The sequence below is a fragment of the Cupriavidus taiwanensis genome (assembly GCF_900250075.1).
GTDB lineage: Bacteria > Pseudomonadota > Gammaproteobacteria > Burkholderiales > Burkholderiaceae > Cupriavidus > Cupriavidus taiwanensis_C.
The window spans coordinates 2,902,134-2,921,258 of the sequence record NZ_LT977070.1 but is presented as its reverse complement, the minus strand read 5'-3'; the positions used below and the strand labels follow the sequence as shown (position 1 = coordinate 2,921,258).

The window sequence follows — 19,125 nt, the reverse complement described above, 5'->3', positions numbered from 1 at the left end:
GCCTGCGATGATCAACCTCAACGACCTGCGCTTCTTCGTCGTCGCCGTGACCCATGGGGGTTTTGCCGCCGCGGGGCGGGCGCTGGGAGTGCCCAAGTCCACGGTCAGCAAGCGCGTGGCCGAGCTGGAGCAGGCCCTGCAGGCGCGGCTGCTCTACCGCAGCTCGCGCAGCTTCACGCTGACCGATGCCGGCCGCGACTTCTACGATCACGCGCAGGCCGCGCTGATCGAAGCCGAGGCCGCGCAAGAGGCGGTGCAGCGGCGCGTGGCCGAGCCCAGCGGCACGGTGCGGATCACCGCCGCGGTGCCCACCGCGCAGCGCTACCTGGCGCCGCACCTGCCGGCGCTGGCGCGCGCCTATCCGCGCCTGCACGTGCAGCTGGAGGTGTCCGACCGGATGGTCGACCTGGTGCAGGAAGGCTTCGATATCGCGGTGCGCAGCCATTTCGCGCCGCTGCCGGACTCCGGGCTGGTGCAACGGCAGCTTGCCGTCGAGGACATCGTGCTGGTGGCGTCGCCCGGCTACCTGGCTGCGCGCGGCACGCCGGCATCGCCCGCGCAGCTGTCTGGCCACGACGGGCTGCTGACCGGGTCCGCCGCCGGCACATGGCGGCTGGGGGGGCCCCAGGGCGCGCGTGCAGAAGCCACCCCGGTGCCGCGCATGACCGTGAATGAATCCACCGTGCTGCTCGGCGCCGCCGTGGCGGGGCTTGGCATCGTGCCGCTGCCGCACGAACTGTGCCGCGCGGCGCTGGCGGCCGGGCAACTGGCGCGCGTGCTGCCGCAGTGGACGGCCGGCAGCGTGACCACCACGCTGCTGCTGCCGGCGCGGCGCGGGCAGTTGCCTGCGGTGCGGGCCACTGTCGACTTCCTCGCGCAATGCCTGGCGCGGGGCGGCGCCGGCACGGCCATGCCGCAATAAAAAGGCCCCGCATCGCTGCGGGGCCTGGCGGGTTTGCCCGAGACTGCCGCTGGGGCAGGCTTATTTCTTCTTCTCGAACTCGAACTGCGGCACGGCTGATTCGCTTTCCGCCGGCGGCTGCGTCGGCAATTCGAGCGAGCCCGACTCGGCAGGCACCGACCCCGGGCCCGGAATCGACAAGCCTGGCGCGGCCGGTTTGGGGCTGCTGCCTTCCAGGTCGATGCTGAGGTCGCGCGTGATGCTGCGGTCCTGCGCCTTCTGCGTGCCGGTGCTGACCAGGCCGGGGAAAACGATGATCAGCGCCACCATCACCAGCTGGATCACCACGAACGGCACCGAGCCCCAGTAGATATCGGAGGTCTTGACTTCGCGCGGCGCCACCGAGCGCAGGTAGAACAGCGAGAAGCCGAACGGCGGATGCATGAACGAGGTCTGCATGTTGACCGCCAGCAGCACGCCGAACCAGATCAGGTCGATGCCGAGCTTGTCTGCCACCGGTCCCACCAGCGGCACCAGGATAAAGGCCAGCTCGAAGAAGTCGAGGAAGAACGCCAGCAGGAAGAACAGCACGTTCACCGCCACCAGGAAGCCGGTCTGGCCGCCGGGCAGCGCGGTCAGCAGGTGCTCGACCCAGATATGGCCGTCGACGCCGTAGAACGTCAGCGAGAACACGCGCGCGCCAATCAGGATGAAGATCACGAAGGCCGACAGCTTGAGCGTGGCTTCCATGGCCTGCCTGGTCAGGCCCAGGTCGAGACGGCGCTTGACCATGGCCAGGATCAGCGCCCCGAGCGCGCCCATGCCGCCGCCTTCGGTCGGCGTGGCCACGCCGACGAAGATGGTGCCGAGCACCAGAAAGATCAGCGCCAGCGGCGGGATCAGCACGAAGGTGACCTTCTCCGCCATCTGCGACAGCAGGCCGAGCTTCAGCGTCTTGTTGATCACCGCCAGCACGAAGGCGAACAGGATCGCCGCGCCCACCGAGACCACCAGGCGCTCGTCCAGCGGCGCCTCGGGCTTGTAGAGCTTGTCCACCGCCACGCCCACCGCCACCGCCAGCGCGGTCAGCACCAGCACCGAGGCGGCGCCGCTCTTGCCGCTGGGCTCGCGGAAGGTGCGGGCCTCGAGCGGCAGCGCCGGCGCGGCGGCCGGCTTGATCAGCGTGACCAGCAACACGTAGCCCATGTACAGCCCGGTCAGCACCAGGCCCGGCACGAACGCGCCCTTGTACATGTCGCCCACCGAGCGGCCGAGCTGGTCGGCCAGCACGATCAGCACCAGCGACGGCGGGATGATCTGCGCCAGCGTGCCCGAGGCCGCGATCACGCCCGAGGCCAGCCGCTTGTCGTACTTGTACTTGAGCATCAGCGGCAGCGAGATCAGCCCCATCGAGATCACCGAGGCCGCCACCACGCCGGTGGTCGCCGCCAGCAGCGCACCGACGAAGATCACCGCGTAGGCCAGGCCGCCGCGGATCGGGCCGAACAGCTGGCCGATGGTGTCGAGCAGGTCCTCGGCCATGCCTGAGCGTTCCAGGATCAGGCCCATGAAGGTGAAGAACGGGATCGCCAGCAGCGTATCGTTCTCGATGATGCCGAACAGCCGGCTGGGCAGCGCCTGCAGCAGCTCGGGCGGCAGCATCCCCAGCTCGATGCCGATGAAGGCGAACAGCAGCCCGTTGGCGGCCAGCGCAAAGGCGATCGGAAAGCCCGACAGCAGGAATACCACCAGCGAGGCGAACATGATCGGTGCCATGTTCGCAATCAGGAATTGCGTCATCGTGCGCGCCTCTTATCGTTTTTCAGACGCGGCGGTCTGGTTGGCCTCGGCGATCGCGGCGATCTCCAGCGCCGGGTCGACGGCGTGCTTGCGGAAGGCCGAGAACGGCAGGTCCCCCTTCAGGTAGGCGAAGCGCTTGATCAGCTCCGACAGGCCCTGCAGGATCATCAGGGCAAAGCCCGCCACGATCAGGAACTTGGCCGGCCAGCGGATCAGTCCGCCGGCATTGCCGGACATCTCGTGGCCGGCGTAGGACAGCCAGAAGTAGGGAATCGCCAGCCAGAGGATGATGACGGAGATCGGCAGCAGGAAGAACAGGATGCCGAACACATCGATCCAGACCTGGGTGCGCTCGGAGAAGCGGCCGGCGACGACGTCGATGCGCACATGCTCGTCGCGGCGCAGGGTGTACGGGGCGCCGAGCAGGAACACGCCGGCGAACATATACCACTGCAGTTCGAGCCAGGCGTTGGAACTGATGCTGAAGGTGTAGCGAATGATGGCGTTGCCTGCGCAGACCAGCACGGCCAGCAGGACCAGCCATTTCGCCCACTGCCCGATGAAAGCATTCACGGCGTCGATAAGCCGCGAGATCCTCATGAGGGAAGACATGTGATCGTCCTAGGGATTGGGGGATACAGGGGGTGGCGCGTTAGTCTACGGCGTCGACGGCCCCGCATCTTTAGGGTGAATCCCCAGTGCATCACATTTTCCGGCGAATTTGCACCAGTTATGTGCAGATTCGCCGGTCGTGCCACGCCGATTCGATATTCCCGCATGGGAAATCGGCGCACGGCCGCGTCTGCTTCATGCAATCTGCAACAGTCGTCGGTGCGTCGGCGGACAGAAAAGAAAAACGGGAGCTTGCGCTCCCGTTTGCGGCTTGCCGGATTACCCGGGAAAGGACGATCAGCCGTTCAGCGCCGCGCGTGCCGCCGCGATGGCCGCGCGCACCTGGTCCGGCGCGGTGCCGCCGACATGGTTGCGCGCCGCGACCGAGCCTTCCAGCGTCAGCACCGCGTGCACGTCGTCGCCGATCAGCGCGGCCTGGTCGCCCAGGCCGGAGACCTCGCGCAGCTCGGCCACGCTCAGGTCGGCCAGGTCGCACTGGCGGCCGTCGCAGGCGCGCACGGCGTGGGCCACGGCCTCATGCGCATCGCGGAAGGGCAGGCCCTTCTTCACCAGGTAGTCGGCCAGGTCGGTGGCGGTGGCATAGCCCTGCAGCGCGGCGGCGCGCATCGCTTCGGGCTTGACGCTGATGCCCGGCACCATGTCGGCGAAGATGCGCAGCGTGTCGACCACGGTATCGACGGTGTCGAACAGCGGCTCCTTGTCTTCCTGGTTGTCCTTGTTGTACGCCAGCGGCTGGCCCTTCATCAGCGTCAGCAGGCCGATCAGGTGGCCGTTGACGCGGCCGGTCTTGCCGCGCGCCAGCTCGGGCACGTCGGGGTTCTTCTTCTGCGGCATGATCGAGCTGCCGGTGCAGAAGCGGTCGGCGATGTCGATAAAGCCCACGCGCGGGCTCATCCACAGCACCAGCTCTTCCGAGAAGCGCGACACGTGGGTCATCACCAGCGCGGCGGCGGCGCAGAATTCGATGGCGAAGTCGCGGTCCGAGACCGCGTCCAGCGAATTGCGGCAGACGCCGTCGAAGCCCAGTTGCTGCGCGACGAACTCGCGGTCGATCGGATAGCTGGTGCCGGCCAGCGCGGCGGCACCCAGCGGCAGGCGGTTGACGCGCTTGCGGCAGTCGGCCATGCGCTCGGCATCGCGCGTGAACATTTCGTTGTACGCCAGCAGGTGGTGGCCGAAGGTGACCGGCTGCGCCACCTGCAGGTGGGTGAAGCCAGGCAGGATGGTGTCGGCGTGCTGCTCGGCCAGGTCGAGCAGCGAGGTGCGCAGCGCGCCCAGCAGCGCGATGATGTTGTCGATCTCGCTGCGCAGCCACAGGCGGATGTCGGTGGCGACCTGGTCGTTGCGCGAGCGGCCGGTGTGCAGGCGCTTGCCGGCATCGCCCACCAGCGCGGTCAGGCGCGCCTCGATGTTCAGGTGGACGTCTTCCAGGTCCAGCTTCCATTCAAAGCTGCCGGCCTCGATCTCGCCCCGGATCTGCGCCATGCCGCGTTCGATCTCGGCGCGGTCGGCCTCGGCGATGATGCCCTGCTGTGCCAGCATGGCCGCGTGGGCCAGCGAGCCCTGGATGTCGAACAGGGCCAGGCGCTTGTCGAAGAACACCGAGGCGGTGTAGCGCTTCACCAGGTCGGACATCGGTTCGGAGAAGCGGGCGGACCAGGCTTCGCCTTTCTTGGCAAGTTGGGAGTTGGACATGGACGTCGGCTGCAGTGGCTCGCGCGGCAGGCGGCCGGCGTGCGGACGGCGGCGGGCGCGAAAATTTGGGAAACGGCGATTATATCGCCCGGCGGCGCGCTGGCGGTGCCGGCCGCGACGGCGGGGCGGTGGTCAGGGCCGGCTGTGGACCACGGGCCCCTTGAACACCACCGGGCCGCTGGGCCCGTCGGCGCTGGGCGAGCCGCCGGCCGGTTCGATGCTGACGGCCAGCGCTGGCACGGCTACCGGCCCTTGCGCCAGGGCCAGTCTCGCCTGGGGCACACGGCCGATCAGGCCCAGGGACTGTGGCTTGCCGCGTTCCGGCAGCGCCCACAGCTGCAATACTTGCTGATCGCTCAGTCTCAGGTGATCCAGCCGCCGCACCACAAGATCGCCGCTCCCTGCGTCCCATGACACCAGCATGGCCGGCCGCGCACGCTCGTCGTTGAGCACGGCGATGACTTCGCCGGGAGCCGCCTCGCGCTGACCTGCCAGCTGCATGCCGATGGCCAGCACCGCCACCACCGCCATCGCCGCCGTGGCGCCGCGCCAGAACACCGGCGCCGTCCACAGGCGCTGCCACCAGCCGCCGGCGACGGGCCCAGCGGCGCGGGGTGCGGCGAGCGAACTGCGCTCCTCGGCCGCCTTCCAGCCAAGCCTTTCCTCGATCCCGCACCAGACCTTGTCTACCGGCTCGGCCGCCGCCTGCAATTCGGCCACGCCGGCAAGGCGCGCCTGCCAGCGGTGGATCGCCGCGCGCACCGCCGGTTCTTCATGCGCCAGCCGCTCCAGGCGCCGGCGCGCGCCGCCGCGCAGCACGCCCAGCGCGTACTGGGCTGCGATCCGGTCGAGCAGGTCGGGGTGGCTGGCCAGCTTCATGCCGCGCCCTCCATGCAGTTGCGCAGCCGCTCCAGCCCGCGCCGGATCCAGGACTTGACCGTGCCCAGCGGCGCGCGCAGGCGCTCGGCCAGCTCGGCGTGGCTCAGGTCCTGCAGGTAGGCCAGCATGATGGCCTGGCGCTGGGGCTGCTCCAGCCGCTGCAGGCAGCGGTTGAGCGCGCGCGCCTGCTGGCTGGCTTCGGCAAGTTCGGCGGGCCCGGCAGAGTCGTCGGCCAGCCATTCGGCCAGGTCCTGCTCCAGTTCGGCAGTCTGCGGCACGCGCGCCGCCGCCGCCCGGCGCAGGCAGTCGAGCGCGCGGTTGCGCACGATCGCGGTCATCCACGTCATCGGCGCGGCCAGCTGCGGCCGGTAGTCGCCGGCGTGGTGCCAGATGCTGACAAAACTTTCCTGCACGACATCCTCCGCCCAATCGCGCCTGCCGGTAATACGCAGCGCAAGGCCAAACAGTTTCGTTGCGGTGAGGTCGTAGAGTGCGCGCAGTGCCTGGCGCTCGCCCACCGCCACGGCCTGCAACAGTCCTTCCAGCCGGTCGGGGCTGGCGGGCGTGGCATAGGACGGCTGCGGGGAGGGCGGCACCGGGACGGCTCCTTGCAAGCAAGCTTTGCCGGATTATAGGTAGCGCTGCATCCAAACGCGCGGGGCCTGCGTAGATGCTGACAGGCGCAAGCCAGGCACCCCGTCCCGGGGGCGCCACGTTGTCATCCCTCACCGGAGCACACCATGGACCGCATGTCACAAAAGCCCGCACGCGAGACCGGAACCCTCATCACGCCGCCGGACGCGCGCCGGCGCGGGCTGCTCAAGGCGCCCGGCCTGTTCGCGCTGGGCTCGCTGGCCGTCATCACGCTCGGCGAATCGATGCCGGCGTGGGCGCAGACGCAATCGGGCAGCACCAAGGACGACATCAATATCCTCAATACCGCGCTGGGGCTGGAATACCAGGCGATCGCGGCCTACCAGGCCGGCGCCGAAAGCGGCCTGCTGCAGAAGCCGGTGCTGGCCACCGCGGTCAAGTTCCAGGACCACCACAAGGCCCATGCGCAGGTGCTGGCCGGGACGGTGTCGAAGCTGGGCGGCACGCCGGTAACGGCGAAGAAGGCGTCGGCGTATGAGTTTCCGACCGACAAGCTGAAGACGCAGGCCGACGTGCTGCGCTTTGCCGCCGGGCTCGAGAAGGGCGCCACGTCGGCCTACCTGGGCGTGCTGCCGAACTTTTACAACCGCGAGCTGACGCGCGCGGCGGGCAGCATCCTCGGCGACGAGGCGATGCACTGGGCGGTGCTGCTGCACGCGCTGGGTGAAGATCCGGTGCCGGGGGCGTTTGTGGGGTGAGGGGTTGTCTGAGCTTGCCGCGGGTTTGCTCCCCTCTCCCGCTTGCGGGAGAGGGGCTGGGGGAGAGGGCAGGTGGCGGCAGGACTGCAGAGATTCAAATCTCACAGTGAGCCGGTAGTGGCGATCCGGGCGGCGTCATGCTGGCGAGCGCCTGCCCTCTCCCCCGACCCCTCTCCCATAAATGGGAGAGGGGAGCCAGAAGGACAATCAACCCGTATTGCGCAACCCCGCCGCCACCCCATTGATGGTCAGGTGGATCCCGCGCCGTACGCGGATATCATCCCCATCCTTGCCGGCCCGGTAGCGCTTGAGCAGTTCCACCTGCAAGTGGTTGAGCGGATCCAGATACGCAAAGCGGTTCTTGATCGAGCGCGCCAGCAGCGGGTTGTCCGCCAGCCGCTCCTGGTGGCCGGTGATCAGCGCCAGCATGTCGCAGGTCAGGTGCCATTCCTTGCTGATGCGGTTGAACACATTGCGGCGCAGCGCGGCGTCGTCGCACAGTTGGGCGTAGCGCGAGGCCACCGCCAGGTCGGTCTTGGCCAGCACCATGTCCATGTTGGACAGCAGCGTCGAGAAGAACGGCCAGGTCTTGACCATGCGCCGCAGCGTGGTGACGGCCTGCTTGCGCGCCTTGTCGTCCGGCGCGCTGTCGAGCAGCGAGCGCACCGCGCTGCCGAAGCCGTACCAGCCCGGCAGCAGCAGGCGGCACTGGCCCCACGAGAAGCCCCACGGGATCGCGCGCAGGTCTTCGATGCGGCGGTTCTTCTTGTCCATCAGCTTGCGCGAGGCCGGCCGCGAACCCAGGTTCAGGTCGGCGATCTCGGTGATCGGCGTGGTGGCGAAGAAGTAGTCCTTGAAGCCGGGGGTTTCGTAGACCAGGTCGCGATAGGCCGTGAAGGCGCGGTCCGACAACTGCTGCATCACGGCCTCGAAGGTATCCAGGTCCTTCGGCGCGTTTTGCTGCGGCAGCAGCGAGGCTTCCAGCGTCGCGGCGACCACCGTTTCCAGGTTGCGCCGGCCGATCTCGGCATTGGCGAACTTGCTGTTGATGATCTCGCCCTGCTCGGTCAGGCGGATCTGGCCGTTGACCGTGCCCGGCGGCTGCGACAGGATGGCCTGGTAGGTCGGGCCGCCGCCGCGGCCGACGGTGCCGCCGCGGCCGTGGAACAGGCGCAGCTTGACGTTGCGCTGCTCGAACAGCTGCACCAGCTCCAGCTCGGCATTGTATAGCTCCCAGGTCGAGGTCAGGAAGCCGCCGTCCTTGTTCGAGTCCGAATAGCCAAGCATCACTTCCTGCTCGACCCCATGGTGCGCGATCACCGAATCGAAGCCCGGCAGGTCCAGCAGCGACTGCATGATGCCGGCGGCGTTGCGCAAATCCTCGATGGTCTCGAACAGCGGGATCACCATCAGCTCCATGCGCGCCGGGTCGGTCTTGCTGCCCAGCGTGCCCTGCAGCATGCCGGATTCCTTCTGCAGCAGCATGACTTCGACCAGGTCCGACAGCGTCTCGGTGTGCGAGATGATGTAGTTGCGCGCAATGCGCTTGCCATAGCGCGCACGCAGCTCGCGCGCGGCGGCGAAGATTGCCAGTTCCTTGCGGGTCTGCTCCGAGTACTCGTGCCACGGCAGCGTCAGCAGGCGCGGCTGGCGCAGTTCGGCCAGCAGCAGTTCCAGCTTGCGCGCCTCGGGCAGCGCGGCGTAGTCGGGGGCGATGCCGGCGGCGGCGAACAGTTCGGCGATGACCGCCTCGTGCACGTCGGAGACCTGGCGCATGTCGACCGAGGCCAGGTGGAAGCCGAACACGGCGATGGCGCGGGCCAGGGCATCGATGCGGTGGCTGGCCAGCGCCTGGCCGTGGTGCGCGCGCAAGGAGTCGATCACCACCTGGATGTCGGCGCCGAAGGCCTCGGCGCTGTCATAGGGCTCGGCCGGCGCCACCGGGCGGCGGGTCGCGGCATGTCCGCTCAGCGCCTTGCAGGTGGCGGCCAGGCGCGCGTAGATACCGATCAGCGCGCGCCGGTAGGGCTCGTCGGCGCGGTGCTCGGAATGGTCGGGCGAGCGCTCGGCCAGCGCCAGCAGTTCCGGGCTGGCGTCGACCATCAGCATCGACATCGACAGCTCGGCGCCGAGCGCGTGCACTTCTTCCAGGTACCAGTCCAGGATCAGCTGCGCCTGCTGGCTGGCGGCGTGCTCCAGGGTCTCGGCGGTCACGTTGGGGTTGCCGTCGCGGTCGCCGCCGATCCAGGAACCCATCTGCAGGAACGGCGCCAGCGGCGCGGCTTGCGTGCCCGAGGCGCCAGCGGCGCCCTTGCGCTTGCGCGTCCCCGGGAACACTGCGGCGATGTCTTCTTCCAGCTCGCTCATCAGCTGCGGGATGCCGCGCAGGAAGGTGGTGCGGTAGTACGACAGCGCGTTCTCGATCTCGTCGGCCACCGTCAGGCGCGCGTCGCGCAGCATGCGGGTCTGCCACAGCGTGGTGACCTTGGCGCGCAGCTGCGCGGTGTTGTGCTCGCGCTCGCGCGCGGTCATCGGCAGGTCGCGCTCGGCCAGCAGGCGGGCGATCTCGCGCTCGGCGTCAAGGATGCTCTTGCGCTGGACTTCGGTCGGGTGCGCGGTCAGCACTGGCACGATCAGCGCCTCGTCGAGGAACTTGCGCAGCTGCTTGCCGGTGACTCCGGCGGCGTCGATCTTTTCCAGCGCGTGCTGCAGGCTGCCGTCCTGCGGCGGCGAGCCGGCCAGCGCATGCACGCGGCGGCGGCGGTTATGGTGCTGGTCCTCGGCGATATTGGCCAGGTGCGAGAAATAGCTGAAGGCGCGGACCACCTGGTTGGTCTGGTCGCGCGACAGGCGCTTGAGCAGCCGGTCCAGCTCGGCGCCGGCGGCGCGGTCGTTCTCGCGGCGGAAGCGCACCGCGGTCTGGCGGATGGTCTCGACCACCTCGAAGGCGGCGTCGCCTTCCTGCTCGCGCAGGCAGTCGCCCAGCAGGCGGCCCAGGAAGCGGATGTCCTCGCGCAGCGGCACGTCCTTGTCAGCGGTGCGGGCGGTGCGGCGGGTGGGGGCGGCGATGGTGGTTCCGTTGCTCGACACGATCGAAAGCGTGGGCTTGGTAGAACGCTTGGCTGCGCGGGGGGCGGAGCGGGGCGGTTTAGCGCTGGTTGCGCCGGTTGCGTCACCTTTCGCGGCGGACGAATCCTTGGCGGCCGCGCCGGTCTTCCGACCATTGGGCCGCGCAGCATGCTGCGTCATGCAATCTCCTCTTGCTTCTCTAAGCTTATCTAATGGTGCGGAGGGGCGATTGGGGCGCGTGCTACCATTGACGCATGTCGTCCGCCACCCCGTCTTCCGCTACCGCTGTCGTGTCTCGCAACCTTCCGCAAAAGCTCGTCATTGCCTCCCGAGAGAGCCGTCTGGCGCTGTGGCAGGCAGAACATGTGCGTGCTGCATTGCAACAATACTATCCCGCGTGCGACGTGTCCATTCTTGGCATGACCACCCGGGGAGACCAGATTCTAGACCGTACGCTGTCGAAAGTCGGCGGCAAGGGTCTGTTTGTCAAAGAACTGGAGTTCGCGATGGACGAAGGCCGGGCCGACCTCGCGGTGCATTCGCTCAAGGATGTGCCGATGGAGCTGCCCCCGGGCTTCACCCTGGCGGCGGTGATGGAGCGCGAGGATCCGCGCGACGCGCTGGTGTCGTCGGCTTATGCATCGCTGGACGAGATGCCGCCCGGTACCGTGGTCGGCACTTCCAGCCTGCGCCGCGAAGCCGCGCTGCGCAGCCGCTACCCGCACCTGGTGATCAAGCCGCTGCGCGGCAACCTCGACACGCGGCTCGGCAAGCTCGATCGCGGCGAATATGGCGCCATCATCCTGGCCGCCGCGGGCCTGAAGCGGCTCGGGCTGGGCGATCGCATCCGCGCGCTGATCCCGGCCGAGGCGTCGCTGCCGGCCGCGGGGCAGGGCGCGCTTGGGATCGAGACCCTTTCCACCCGCCCGGAACTGGCCGAGTGGCTGGCGCCGCTGAACCACCAGCCGACCGCGCTGGCCGTGACCGCCGAGCGCGCCGTGTCGCGCCGGCTGGGCGGCTCCTGCCAGGTCCCGCTGGCGGCGCACGCGCGCTGGGACGGCGACCAGCTGCGGCTGGAGGCCTTCGTCGCCTTGCCCGACGGTAGCCGTGCCATCCGCGCCGCGGCGGCGGGGCCCGCCGCCGACCTGGCTGCCGCCGAAGCGCTGGGCCAGGCTTGCGCCGGCGACCTGCTGGCGCAGGGCGCCGAGTCGATCCTTGCCGCGCTGGCCGATTCAGGCGACGCCGCTGCTCCATCTCCTGCCTGAGGCTGCCCGATGCCCCGCCCGACCGTCGTTGTGACACGACCCGCCGGGCAGTCCCGGCAACTGACCGAGGCCCTGCAGGGCGCCGGTCTGGATGTACTCAGCTTCCCGCTGCTGGCGATCGGCCCGGCCGCTGACGACGGGCCGCTGCGCGCGGCGCTGGCGCGGCTGGACACGTTTGCGCTGGTGGTGTTCGTCAGCCCCAATGCCATTGCCTTTGCGCTGGACGCGCTCGCCGGTGTGCAGGGCTCGGCCGTGGCGCGCTGGCCGGCTCAGGTCGCGGCGGCAGTGGTCGGCCCGGCCAGCGTCGCCGCGCTGGCCGAGCGCGGCATCGCCGCACCGGCGTATCGCGTGATCGCGCCCGCGGGCGCCAGCGGCAACGGGGCGGGGCATGACGATACGGTGCCCGATGCCGAGGCGCTGCGTTTCGATTCCGAGGCGCTGTGGGCGCAGCTCGATCCCGCCGCACTGGCCGGCAAGCCGGTGCTGATCATCCGCGGCAACGGCGGACGCGACTGGCTCGGCGACCGCCTGCGCGAGGCCGGCGCCCACGTCGAAGCCGTCGAGGCCTACCAGCGCACGCTGCCCGAACCGACCGCGATGCAATGGCAGGCCGTGCGCGACAACCTGCGTCCCGGCGCCGCACCGCATGCCTGGCTGCTAACCAGTTCCGAGGCGGTGCGCAACCTCGACGTGCTGGCACGGCAGCATCTGTCGCCCCAGGAAGACGCTTCGCTGCGGCAGGTGCAGTGCATCGCGCCCCATGCGAGAATCGCCGAACAGGCGCTGGCGCTGGGCTTCGCCCATATCCAGCGTGCCGCGCCCGGCGATGCCGGCCTGCTGGCGGCGTGCCTGCAGTGGGCCGATGCTTATGCCGGTCCTGCGCCTGCCGGGCCCGCGCCATCGAGCCTGCCAGCGCCGATCGCCCCCGCGGCCGCCAAGCCGGTCGAAGCAACGCCGCCGGCCGCCAGCGCACCTGCCGCAGTCCCTGCAATGTCAACGAAGGTCGAACGCGTGACGCAAGAAACCACGTCCTCCTCCGCTACGCCGCCGCCTGGCGCGGCCTCTGTCCACCCGGCGCAGTCCGCGCAGGCGGTGCCGCCGCAAGGCGCCGGCGACGGCGGCGCTGCCCGTCCCGCCGCGCGCCGCTCCGCCGCGCTATGGGCGCTGGTCGCCGTGCTGGTGGTGGCGACCGCCGGCGGCTTCTGGTGGTTGCAGCAGCGTGTCGACCACCTGACCGGCGAGCTGGCGCGCCGCCAGCAAAGCAACGACGCGCTGGTGCAGGAGTCGCGCGTGCTGACGCGCAACGCGCAGGACACCGTCAAGGAACTGCAGGCCAAGGTCGGCGCGCTGGAGAACCAGGTCGGCGAGACCCGCGACAAGCAGGTGGCGCTGGAGCAGGTCTACCAGGACCTGATGCGTAATCGCGACGACTGGGAAATCGCCGAGATCCAGCAGTTGCTGACCAGCGCCGGTCAGCAGCTGCAGCTGACCGGCAACGTGCAGGTCGCGCTGGCCGCGCTGCAGAGCGCCGACGCGCGCCTGGCGCGCGCCGACAAGCCGCAATACAACCTGCTGCGCCGGGCCATCGCCCGCGACGTGGCGCGCATGAAGGCGGTGCCCGACACCGACCTGACCGGCGCCGCGATCAAGCTGGACGAAGCCATCAACCAGGTCGATGCGCTGCCGCTGCTGTCGAGCGAGCGCATGCTCGAGCGCAGCGAGGCCGATGCCCGCAAGGGCGCCGCCGCCAACGGTGGTAATGGTCCCCGGGGCGCCAGCGCGCCGGCCGCCGCCAGCGGCACCGGCCCGGGCTGGTTCACCCGCTTCTGGGACTACCTGCGCGAAGAACTGGCGCAGGTGATCCGCATCCGCAAGGTCGACGATGCCGAGGCGCTGCTGCTCTCCGGCGACCAGGGCTGGTTCCTGCGCGAGAACGTCAAGCTGCGCCTGCTCAATGCGCGCCTGGCGCTGCTGTCGCGCAACGAACCCGTGTTCCGCAACGACCTGGCCGCGGCGCAGGCGATGATCGGCCGCTATTTCGATACCAAGTCGCGCCGCGTGCAGGGTGTGCTGACGCTGCTGCGCCAGGCGCAGGCCGGCGCGGTCACGGTGCAGCTGCCGACCATGGCCGAAAGCCTGGGCGCGCTGCAAGCCCTGAAGAAGGAGTAAGCCCATGCGCCTTCTGTTCTGGGTTGCGGTCCTGTTCGGCGGCGCCGTCGGGCTGGCCCTGTTCACGCAGTTCAACCACAGCAATGTGGTGCTGTTCTATCCGCCGTACCGGGTCGAGCTGTCGCTGAACCTGGCGCTGGCGCTGCTGCTGCTGATCTTCTTCGTGGTGTGGACGGTGATGTCCACCATCCGCCATCTGGCCGAGATGCCGCGCCGCGCCGCCGCCTATCGCGAGCGCAGCCGCATGAGCAAGGCCCAGGCGGCGCTGCGCGAGTCGATCGAAAACCTGTTCGCCGGCCGTTTCGCCCGCGCCGAGCGCGCCGCGCGCGAAGCCCAGTCATGGGACGACCAGGCCCAGACCGCCGCGCTGATCGGCGCGCGCGCCGCGCACCGCATGCAGGAAACCGAGCGGCGCGACGCCTGGATGGCGCAGGTGACCGACCCCGAGCGCGAGCAGGCCCGGCTGGTGTCGATGGCCGAGCTGCTGGTCGATGCCCGCGATGCCGACGGCGCGCTCGAAACCATCGCCCAGCTGCAGTCGCAGGGCGCGCGCCAGATCCATGTGCAGCGCATCGCGCTGCGCGCGCACCAGCACCTGAAGAACTGGTCCGAGGTGCTGCGCCTGGCGCGCTCGCTGGAGAAGCGCAACGCCCTGCATCCGGTGCTGGCGCTGCGGCTCAAGCAGATGGCCGTCGAAGCCATGCTGGAAGAGCGCCGCCACGATGCCGAGGCGCTGTCCGAATTCTGGCGCTCGCTGTCCGCCGACGAGCGCCGCGCCACCCGCATCGCCGAACCGGCGGCGCGCTACTTCGCCGCGCTGGGGCGGCAGAACGAAGCCCGCCGCATCATCGAAGACGCGCTCAAGGTCAACTGGGACAGCCGCCTGGTGCTGCGCTATGCCGATTGCGCCGTGCCCGGCCATGCGCTGCCGCAGATCCAGCAGGCCGAGAAATGGCTGGCCGCGCATCCCGCCGACGCCGACCTGTACTACACGCTGGGCGTGCTGTGCCTGGGCGAAAAGCTGTGGGGCAAGGCGCAGTCCAGCTTCGAGCGCGCGCTCAAGTATGCCGACCCCGATCAGCAGCGCCGCCTGCGCGTGCGCACGCACCTGGCCCTGGCGCGGCTGTTCGAGGAAACCGAGCGCTTCGAAGACGCGCAGCGCCACTATCGCGAAAGCGCGATGCTGGCCGCCTGAGCGGCACGGCGGCCGGCGCGTTCAGTCCTCCGCGCCGGCGCCCTTCACCTCCGGCTTCACCACCTGCTTCACCACTTCATAGCGCCGCAGCGTTTGCTGGCGCGCCACGTCGTGCTGCACCAGCGGGCGCGGGTAGTTGTCGCCCAGCCGCACGCCGGCCTCGGCCAGCACGGCTTCCGGGGCGGTCCACGGCGCGTGCAGGTACTTGTCCGGCAACGCCGCCAGTTGCGGCAGATATTTGCGGATAAAGCGGCCCTGCGGATCGAACTTCTGCGACTGCGTCACCGGATTGAAGATGCGGAACCACGGCTGCGCATCGCAGCCGGTGGACGCGGCCCATTGCCAGCCGCCGTTGTTGGCGGCCAGGTCGAAATCATTGAGCTGGTCGGCAAAATACTGCTCGCCGCGGCGCCAGTCGACGCCCAGGTCCTTCACCAGGAAGCTGGCCGTGACCATGCGCAGGCGGTTGTGCATATAGCCGCTTTGCCGGATCTGCAGCATCGCCGCGTCGATCAGCGGATACCCCGTGGCGGCGTCGCGCCAGGCGCGGAAATAGCGCTCGCCGGTGTCGCCGTCCTGCCAGCGGATGGCGTCATAGGCTGGCTGGAACGACGCGCCGGCGGCGACGCGCGGATGGTGATGCAGGACCATGAAGTAGAAATCGCGCCAGATCAGTTCCGACAGCCACACCGCCGCGCCCGCGCTGTCGGCGCCGCCGCGCAGCATGACGGCGTGCGCCGTGCGCGCCAGCGTGCGGATCGAGATGGTGCCGAAGCGCAGGTGCACCGACAGGTAGCTGGGGCCGCGCAGGGAAGGGTAGTCGCGCCGCCGGCCGTAGTCGCCCATGCGCCCGCTGAATTCCTCGAACAAGGCCTTGGCACCCGATGCGCCGGTGGGCATCGCGATCTCGGCAAGGTTGCTGGCACCAAAGCCGAGCTGCGCGAGCGTCGGCACCGGCTGGCGGTACGCGGCGGGCACCGGCGCCAGCGCCGGCAGGTACGGTTCGACGGGATAAGGGCGCAGGTCGAACGGCTCCACGCTCCGGAGCCAGGCGTTCTTGTACGGCGTGAACACCGAGAACGGCTTGCCCTGGCCGTTCAGGATCTCGTCGCGCTCGAACACCGCCTGGTCCTTGAAGGTAAAGAGCGCGCAGGACTGTTCCGACAGCGCCTGGCGCACCGCTTCGTCGCGGGCGTTCGCGGCGGGCTCGTAGTCGTGGTTGGCGAAGACCGCCTCGGCGTCCAGGGCGCGCGCCAGTGCCGGGATGGCGGTCTGCGCGCGGTCGTGCAGCACGATCAGGCCGCCGCCGGCCGCGGCCAGTGTCTCGGCGAGTTCCACCAGCGATTCACGGATGAATTCGACCCGCCGGTCAGCCCGCAGCCCGCGCGCCAGCAGCGGGTCGAGGATGTCGCGGTCGAATACGAACACGCACCACACCTGCGCGCAGTGCCGCAGGGCATAATGCAGCGCCGCGTGGTCGGTGGCGCGCAGGTCGCGCCGGAACCAGGCCAGCCCGCGCGCAAAGGTCTTGCCGATCCGGTATGGTGGCCGGGAAGTAGCCGGTGTGGCTGCTGGCTGCATGTTCGCTTGCCTGTCTGACGGGTTTGCCGACGCTGGACCTTGCGCAACGCCGGATCGATCGCGCCGATACCCTAACATAGCGGTACCGAGCCGGCATGCCGGCCGCCATGCCGCCATCCCATTCTCTACAGAAGCTCATGACTCTCGACCGAATTCTTCAATCCCAGGGCTTTGGCACGCGCCGGTACTGCGGCGACCTGATCGCCGCCGGGCTGGTCGAGGTCAACGGCGAACTGTGCGAAGACCCGCGCGCGCAGTTCGACGTTGACGGCCTGCGCCTGACCGTCGACGGCGAGGAGTGGCTGGCCTGCACCAAGGCCTACCTGATGCTGAACAAGCCCGCCGGCTATGAATGCTCGCAGCGCCCGCGCCATCACCCCAGCGTCTACAACCTGCTGCCGGTGCCGCTGCGCCAGCGCGAGGTGCAGGCGGTGGGGCGGCTCGACCACGACACCACCGGACTGCTGCTGCTGACCGACGACGGCCAGTTCATCCACGCACAGACCTCGCCCAAGCGCAAGGTGCCCAAGGTCTATGAAGTGACCACCGCCGAGCCAGTCACGCCGGCCCAGGCCGAGGCGCTGCGCAGCGGCGTGCAGCTGCTGGACGAACCGGCGCCGATCGCGGCGGAAGCCTGCGAGATCACCGGCGAACGCAGCCTGCGGCTGACACTGGTGCAAGGCAAGTACCATCAGGTCAAGCGCATGGTCGCGGCCGCGGGCAACCACGTCGACGCGCTGCATCGCAGCGCCATCGGTAGCCTGCAGCTGGATCCGGCGCTGGCCGAAGGCGAGTGGCGCTGGCTGACGGCCCAGGAACTGGCCGCGCTGACCGGCAAGTGAATGAGCCATCAAGGTATCAAACACCACCGTCATTCCGCGCAGGCGGGAATCCAGTGACTTTTGAAGACGCTGGGTTCCCGCCTGCGCGGGAACGACGGTGGTTATCTGAACGGCATTCAGCCGCTGGCGCGCCGCTTGCTGCACTGCAAGGCCCGCCAATCTTTTCCGGAAGACCCCCGGCGATTTGATAAAATGCAAGGCATGGCGAAGCCCGAAGCACCCATCAATCTGACCAATCAGTTCCTGATTGCCATGCCCGGCATGGCCGATCCGACCTTTTCGGGTTCCGTCGTCTACATCTGCGAACACAACGAGCGTGGCGCGCTCGGGCTGGTGATCAACCGGCCCATCGACATCGACATGGCCACGCTGTTCGACAAGATCGACCTCAAGCTCGAGATCCAGCCCGTGGCGCACCAGCCGGTCTACTTCGGCGGCCCGGTGCAGACCGAGCGCGGTTTCGTGCTGCACGACCCGGTCGGCGTCTATGTCTCGTCGCTGGCCGTGCCCGGCGGGCTGGAGATGACCACCTCCAAGGACGTGCTGGAGGCCGTGGCCAATGGCAGCGGCCCACACCGCTTCCTGCTGACGCTGGGCTATTCCGGCTGGGGCGCCGGCCAGCTCGAGGAAGAACTCAGCCGCAACGGCTGGCTCACGGTCCAGGCCGATCCCGAAATCATCTTCAGCGTGCCGCCCGACGAGCGCTTTGCCGCCGCCATCCGGCTGCTCGGCATCGACTTCACCATGCTGTCCGGCGAGGCCGGGCATGCCTGATGCCGTGGGGCGCGAACTGCCCCGCGACGGCACGGTCCTGGCATTCGACTACGGCGAAAAAAAGATCGGCGTTGCGCTGGGCAACTTCATCACGCGCGAGGCGCGGGCCCTGACCATCCTTCCCAATATCACCGTCGAAGGCCGCTTCGAGGCCGTGGCGGCGCTGATCCAGGCGTGGAACCCGGTGCAGCTGATCGTCGGCATGCCGGTCAACCCCGAAGGCGGCGAGCAGCCGTCGATGAAGCTGGCGCGGCGCTTCGGCAACCAGCTCAACGGCCGCTTCGGCCTGCCGGTGGAATGGGTGGACGAGCGCTATACCTCGCGCGCCGCGTCGATGGCCGGCGCCCGCCGCGGCGAACTCGATGCCGAGGCCGCCCGCATCATCCTGCAACAGTACTTCGACCAATTCCCGCTATGACGCAGATTTCCGTTCCCGACGCCGAGTCGCTGTACCGCAAGCTGCTGGAGCAGGCGCAGGCACTGATCCCCGAGGCCGAGCGCGCGCGCTGGTCGGTGGCCGGCATCCATTCCGGCGGGGCATGGATCGCCGCGCGCCTGGCGGCGGACCTGCAGTTGCCCGAGCACGGCGTGATCAACGTCGCCTTCCATCGCGACGACTATGCCAAGAAGGGCCTGCACAGCCAGGCCCAGCCAACCACGCTGCCGTTTGCCGTGGACGAGCGCAACATCCTGCTGATCGACGACGTGCTGGCCACCGGCCGCACCATCCGCGCCGCCGTCAACGAGCTGTTCGACTACGGCCGCCCCGCGCGCGTGGCGCTGGGCGTGCTGGTGGACCGCGGCGGGCGCCAGCTGCCGATCGCCGCCGACCTGTGCGCCGGCGAGATGGCGCTGCCGCCCGGCACGACCCTGGTGCTGTCGCGCCAGGGCGAAGGCGCCGCCGCGCAATTCACCTTCGCCACCGAACCCACCGATTCCGCCACCGGCTGAACCGGCACCGAGGGGCGCG

At 69.3% G+C, this 19,125-nt stretch carries 16 protein-coding genes; 9 read left to right on the top strand and 7 right to left on the bottom strand.

What is annotated here, in order from left to right:
- Positions 1-7 precede the first annotated feature (7 nt).
- Complete coding sequence (locus tag CBM2588_RS13630) at positions 8-922, top strand: LysR substrate-binding domain-containing protein (protein WP_115681492.1); 915 nt, start codon at positions 8-10, stop codon at positions 920-922.
- 60 nt (positions 923-982) lie between these two features.
- Here CBM2588_RS13630 and CBM2588_RS13625 read toward each other — a convergent pair whose 3' ends face one another.
- From CBM2588_RS13625 to CBM2588_RS13605, 5 genes are all read right to left on the bottom strand, one after another.
- Positions 983-2,701, bottom strand: a complete 1,719-nt coding sequence (locus tag CBM2588_RS13625; protein ID WP_115680942.1) for a TRAP transporter large permease — start codon at positions 2,699-2,701, stop codon at positions 983-985.
- A gap of 12 nt (positions 2,702-2,713) precedes the next feature.
- Positions 2,714-3,313 carry a TRAP transporter small permease subunit gene (locus CBM2588_RS13620; protein ID WP_115680941.1) on the bottom strand — a complete coding sequence of 200 codons (600 nt, stop codon included), beginning with the start codon at positions 3,311-3,313 and terminating at the stop codon, positions 2,714-2,716.
- Positions 3,314-3,610: 297 nt separating this feature from the next.
- Positions 3,611-5,029 (bottom strand): argininosuccinate lyase, encoded by a 1,419-nt coding sequence (gene argH, locus CBM2588_RS13615; RefSeq protein ID WP_115680940.1) that lies wholly within the window; start codon positions 5,027-5,029, stop codon positions 3,611-3,613.
- Positions 5,030-5,161: 132 nt separating this feature from the next.
- A complete protein-coding gene (locus CBM2588_RS13610) occupies positions 5,162-5,908 on the bottom strand; it encodes an anti-sigma factor (protein WP_115680939.1) in 747 nt (248 codons plus the stop codon).
- On the bottom strand, positions 5,905-6,504 hold the full coding sequence (locus CBM2588_RS13605; protein ID WP_115680938.1) for a sigma-70 family RNA polymerase sigma factor: 600 nt from the start codon (positions 6,502-6,504) through the stop codon (positions 5,905-5,907). Before CBM2588_RS13605 ends, CBM2588_RS13610 begins: the two co-directional genes overlap by 4 nt.
- 144 nt (positions 6,505-6,648) lie before the next feature.
- Between CBM2588_RS13605 and CBM2588_RS13600 the strand changes: the two genes are divergently transcribed.
- A complete protein-coding gene (locus CBM2588_RS13600) occupies positions 6,649-7,260 on the top strand; it encodes a ferritin-like domain-containing protein (protein ID WP_172583593.1) in 612 nt (203 codons plus the stop codon).
- 207 nt (positions 7,261-7,467) lie between these two features.
- Here the strand turns inward: CBM2588_RS13600 and ppc are convergent, their stop codons facing one another.
- On the bottom strand, positions 7,468-10,509 hold the full coding sequence (gene ppc / locus CBM2588_RS13595) for a phosphoenolpyruvate carboxylase (protein ID WP_115680937.1): 3,042 nt from the start codon (positions 10,507-10,509) through the stop codon (positions 7,468-7,470).
- 74 nt (positions 10,510-10,583) lie between these two features.
- On the opposite strand from ppc, the gene hemC reads away from it, so the two are divergent.
- The 3 genes from hemC to CBM2588_RS13580 are packed head-to-tail and all read left to right on the top strand — an operon-like array spanning position 10,584 to position 14,958.
- The gene (gene hemC, locus CBM2588_RS13590) at positions 10,584-11,594 is read left to right on the top strand and encodes a hydroxymethylbilane synthase (protein ID WP_115680936.1); all 1,011 of its coding nucleotides are present in this window, start codon (positions 10,584-10,586) and stop codon (positions 11,592-11,594) included.
- 9 nt (positions 11,595-11,603) lie between these two features.
- Entirely contained in the window at positions 11,604-13,763 is a 2,160-nt protein-coding gene (hemDX, locus tag CBM2588_RS13585) for a fused uroporphyrinogen-III synthase HemD/membrane protein HemX (protein ID WP_115680935.1), read from the top strand.
- Positions 13,764-13,767: 4 nt separating this feature from the next.
- A complete protein-coding gene (locus tag CBM2588_RS13580; protein ID WP_115680934.1) occupies positions 13,768-14,958 on the top strand; it encodes a heme biosynthesis protein HemY in 1,191 nt (396 codons plus the stop codon).
- 21 nt (positions 14,959-14,979) lie between these two features.
- Here the strand turns inward: CBM2588_RS13580 and CBM2588_RS13575 are convergent, their stop codons facing one another.
- A complete protein-coding gene (locus CBM2588_RS13575) occupies positions 14,980-16,539 on the bottom strand; it encodes a cryptochrome/photolyase family protein (protein ID WP_115680933.1) in 1,560 nt (519 codons plus the stop codon).
- 137 nt (positions 16,540-16,676) lie between these two features.
- On the opposite strand from CBM2588_RS13575, the gene CBM2588_RS13570 reads away from it, so the two are divergent.
- The 4 genes from CBM2588_RS13570 (at position 16,677) to pyrR (ending at position 19,106) form a co-directional block, all read left to right on the top strand.
- Positions 16,677-17,381, top strand: coding sequence for a pseudouridine synthase (locus CBM2588_RS13570; protein ID WP_115680932.1), 705 nt, complete (start codon positions 16,677-16,679; stop codon positions 17,379-17,381).
- Between the two features lie 201 nt (positions 17,382-17,582).
- Positions 17,583-18,155, top strand: a complete 573-nt coding sequence (locus tag CBM2588_RS13565; protein WP_025583981.1) for a YqgE/AlgH family protein — start codon at positions 17,583-17,585, stop codon at positions 18,153-18,155.
- On the top strand, positions 18,148-18,573 hold the full coding sequence (ruvX, locus tag CBM2588_RS13560; protein ID WP_012353630.1) for a Holliday junction resolvase RuvX: 426 nt from the start codon (positions 18,148-18,150) through the stop codon (positions 18,571-18,573). The genes CBM2588_RS13565 and ruvX overlap by 8 nt, the downstream gene beginning before the upstream one ends.
- Positions 18,570-19,106 carry a bifunctional pyr operon transcriptional regulator/uracil phosphoribosyltransferase PyrR gene (pyrR, locus tag CBM2588_RS13555; RefSeq protein WP_115680931.1) on the top strand — a complete coding sequence of 179 codons (537 nt, stop codon included), beginning with the start codon at positions 18,570-18,572 and terminating at the stop codon, positions 19,104-19,106. Before ruvX ends, pyrR begins: the two co-directional genes overlap by 4 nt.
- Positions 19,107-19,125: the final 19 nt, after the last annotated feature.